At 60.4% G+C, this 3,359-nt stretch carries 3 protein-coding genes; 1 reads left to right on the plus strand and 2 read right to left on the minus strand.

The window, feature by feature from the left end:
• Nucleotides 1-632 precede the first annotated feature (632 nt).
• Complete coding sequence (locus OQK_RS19625; RefSeq protein ID WP_016773880.1) at nucleotides 633-986, plus strand: DUF6124 family protein; 354 nt, start codon at nucleotides 633-635, stop codon at nucleotides 984-986.
• Nucleotides 987-1,186: 200 nt separating this feature from the next.
• Here the strand turns inward: OQK_RS19625 and OQK_RS19630 are convergent, their stop codons facing one another.
• Both OQK_RS19630 and OQK_RS19635 read right to left on the minus strand, forming a co-directional pair.
• A complete protein-coding gene (locus OQK_RS19630; protein WP_016773881.1) occupies nucleotides 1,187-2,752 on the minus strand; it encodes a methyl-accepting chemotaxis protein in 1,566 nt (521 codons plus the stop codon).
• A 102-nt stretch (nucleotides 2,753-2,854) separates the two neighbouring features.
• The coding region (locus tag OQK_RS19635) for a CPBP family intramembrane glutamic endopeptidase (RefSeq protein ID WP_016773882.1) at nucleotides 2,855-3,359 on the minus strand (505 nt) is incomplete at its 5' end.

Raw genomic sequence — 3,359 nt, forward strand, 5'->3', positions numbered from 1 at the left:
GTTGAGTGGTGCGGCTTTGCCGCGGGCAGCTGCGCTGTTTTGCTTTTCTGTGGGAGCGAGCTTGCTCGCGAAGGCGGCCTGACAGCCGACCACTATCTACCGGCCGGACTCAATCCCTGTGGGAGCTGGCTTGCCAGCGATGGCAGCCTCCAAGTCGACCAATCCCCCACTGATGTACCCGATCCAAATGTGGGAGCGAGCCTGCTCGCGAAAGCTCCCTTCCAGACGACCTCAAACCACCTGCCTGTCAGAGGCAATCCCTGCACTTAAACATCATCAAATAGCCACGTTTAAACTACACGATCCGTTACGCCATCCCGGCTACAACTTCTTGCGCTATTGCCTACGCCTACGCCAGAATCCGCCGGCTTACGCGGCTAGGCGCCGGGCTATATCGTTTGTTTGTCACTGAAAAACAGTGATGGGGTTTGGTAGCCCGCGTCGAAACCGTTGTATAGCGTCACCGTATGCAGTCCCGTTGCGGGGCTCGACTTTTATGGTGGGCATGCGTGGGGCTCCTTTGTGAGCGCCGGGTTTCCTGTTTCGACCGGTCTACCAACCTGCGTATGGCCACCACCCTTCGTTTGGTAGCGAGGGTGTTGGCTCCCAATATTCGAAACCGGAGTACGCCCATGTTCAAAGTAACCCCCAACCCGCCACCCTCCCACGACCGCGCCCTCGACCCGCAAAAAATCCAGGAAGCCACCGACCGCGCCCTCGATTACTACCTCAAACCCGAAGATCTGGCCGCTCCACCAAGCTCTCCAAAATATCGCCCGATCTATGTCGTGGACCCCACGCTGGATGACGAAACCCTGTTGGTTGAGGCCTGCGAGTCGCTTTCATACGCCCATGCCATGGCCGGTAACATCGCCAACTCGATAGGCGGCCCGGAACGCAAACCACTGCTGGCGCTGCAACAGGTGATCATGCTCAACGAACTGTTGGTCAATCGGCTGCTGGACAAGCTGAAGTTGCCTCAATAATTTCATTGGCTGTTATGGCCTCTTCGCGAGCAGGCTCGCTCCCACAGGGAATTGGTGTCTGGCACCTAATCTGTGATCACCACAGATCCAATGTGGGAGCGAGCCTGCTCGCGAAAGCGCTCTACCGGAGACCGCCAATTGCAGCAGGCAAAAAAAACCCGGAAGCTCACGCCGTCCGGGTTTTTTCATTCCAGCCTTGATCAGCGGTTAAACCGCTCCACCAACGAATATTGCGTATTCGCCGTCTTGGTCAGCTCTTCACTCAGTAACGCCGAGTTATGCGCTTGCTCGGACGTCTGATCCGCCAGTTCCGAGATATTGCTGATGTTACGGCTGATCTCTTCAGCCACGGCACTTTGCTCTTCGGTCGCGGCGGCGATCTGGGTGGTCATGTCGGTGATGTTGGCCACTGCTTCGCTGATGCCGACCAGTGCCTGATCCGCTTCCAGGACCCGCGCCACGCCTTCTTCGGCCTGGCGATGGCCGGCTTCCATGGTCTGCACGGCGCTGGAGGCGGTCTGTTGCAACTTGGCGATCAGGGCATGGATCTGCCCGGTGGATTCGCTGGTGCGTTGCGCCAGTTGGCGGACTTCGTCAGCCACGACCGCAAAACCACGGCCCATTTCACCGGCACGCGCTGCTTCAATTGCAGCGTTGAGGGCGAGCAGGTTGGTCTGGTCGGCGATGCCTTTGATCACGTCGACCACGCCGCCGATTTCGTCGCTGTCCTTGGCCAGTTGTGTCACGGTCAGGCCGGTTTCGCCGACGACCACCGACAGGCGCTGAATCGCTTCGCGGGTTTCCCCGGCGATGTCGCGGCCGCGGCCGGTCAGGCGGTTGGCTTCCTGGGTGGCGTCAGCGGTGCGCTGTACGTGGCTGGCGACTTCCTGGGTGGTGGCGGCCATCTGGTTGACGGCGGTGGCGACCTGTTCGGTTTCCACGCGCTGGCGTTCCAGGCCGGTTGAGCTGTTGTGTGCCAGGGCGTCGGACTGCTTGGCCTGATCGGTCAAGTGCTCGGCGGTGTCCTGCAAGCGGGTCAGGCAGGTTTTCAGGCGTGCTTCCTGGCTGAGGATCGACATTTCCAGACGCGCCTGGGCGCCACGGCTGTCGGTGTACATCTGCGCGATCAGCGGGTCGGAGGTGGTCTGTTCGGCCAGGCGCAGCAGGCGCTTGAGCCCGCGTTGCTGCCATTGCAGGCCCATCAGGCCCAGCGGCACCGACAGCGCTGCGGCGAGGGCAAAGCCCCACTGCGAGTTCAGCGTGGCGCCGATCATGAAGCTCAGCTGGCTGACCAGAATGAACGGCAGCCAGTCCTGCAGGAGCGGCAGCCATTTGTCCGTCGAAGGAATCGCCGACTTGCCCTGGTTGATGCGTTGATAGAGCGCTTCGGCGCGGCGGATCTGTTCGGCGGTGGGCTTGACGCGCACCGACTCGTAACCGATCACCTGATTGCCTTCAAACACCGGTGTTACATAGGCGTTAACCCAATAGTGGTCACCGGATTTGCAGCGATTCTTGACGATGCCCATCCATGGCAAGCCTTGTTTCAGTGTGCCCCACATGTGCGAGAACACCGCCGACGGCACGTCAGGGTGACGGACCAGATTGTGCGGTGCACGGATCAGTTCCTCCCGCGAAAACCCGCTGATCTCGACAAAGTCGTCGTTGCAGTAGGTGATCACGCCCTTGGCATCGGTGGTGGAAATCAACCGTTGCTGAGCTGGAAAGGTCCGCTCGCGTTGTGTAATGGGCTGGTTGTTACGCATGGTTTTTCAATCCGCAAGGCTTTGAATGGTTGTCGGCGCCGACAGGTTTTTATTGAAGTTTTTTTTCAGATTTAAGTACGCCGTCGCAAAACCGCGCTTGCGTCAACTGGCCAGCATCGGATAGGTGAACAGGCCGAAGTGCAGCAGGTTCAGGCCGAAATGGGTGGCGATCGCCGCGCCCAGTCCGCCGAAACGGTAGGCCAGACCATAGCCGACCCCGGCCAGTCCCGCCAGCAACACCCAGGTCCAGCCAGCACCGGCATGCACCAGACCAAATAGCAGCGAGGCCAACAGCAGCGCGAGGTTGTCGCCGTAGGGCAGGTGCTTGAGGCGACGGCTTAGCCCGCCCTGTATATAGCCGCGAAACAGCGCTTCCTCGACCAGCGTCACCAGCAGCAGGTTGTTCAGCACCCACAGCCAGGCCTGATCCGGCCACTTCGGCGCCCAGGCGATTACGCCGAGCAACAATGCGCCGCCAAGGGCGAGAATCGCGCACAGCGTCAGGGCGAGGGCGGTGGCATAGACCGTCAGGCGCAACGAGCGCCGCGCGACAATCCACGGACAGACCAACAGCAGCCAGAAGCCCACCAGCGGTTTGTCGAGATTG

It is taken from the genome of Pseudomonas sp. R62, assembly GCF_000257605.1.
In the GTDB taxonomy this organism is placed as follows: domain Bacteria; phylum Pseudomonadota; class Gammaproteobacteria; order Pseudomonadales; family Pseudomonadaceae; genus Aquipseudomonas; species Aquipseudomonas atacamensis.

What these genes read in the sequence shown, in the direction of transcription:
- OQK_RS19625 (WP_016773880.1), top strand. Translation starts at nt 633, where the DNA reads ATGTTCAAAGTAACCCCCAACCCGCCACCCTCCCACGACCGCGCCCTC.
- OQK_RS19630 (WP_016773881.1), bottom strand. Translation starts at nt 2,752, where the DNA reads ATGCGTAACAACCAGCCCATTACACAACGCGAGCGGACCTTTCCAGCT.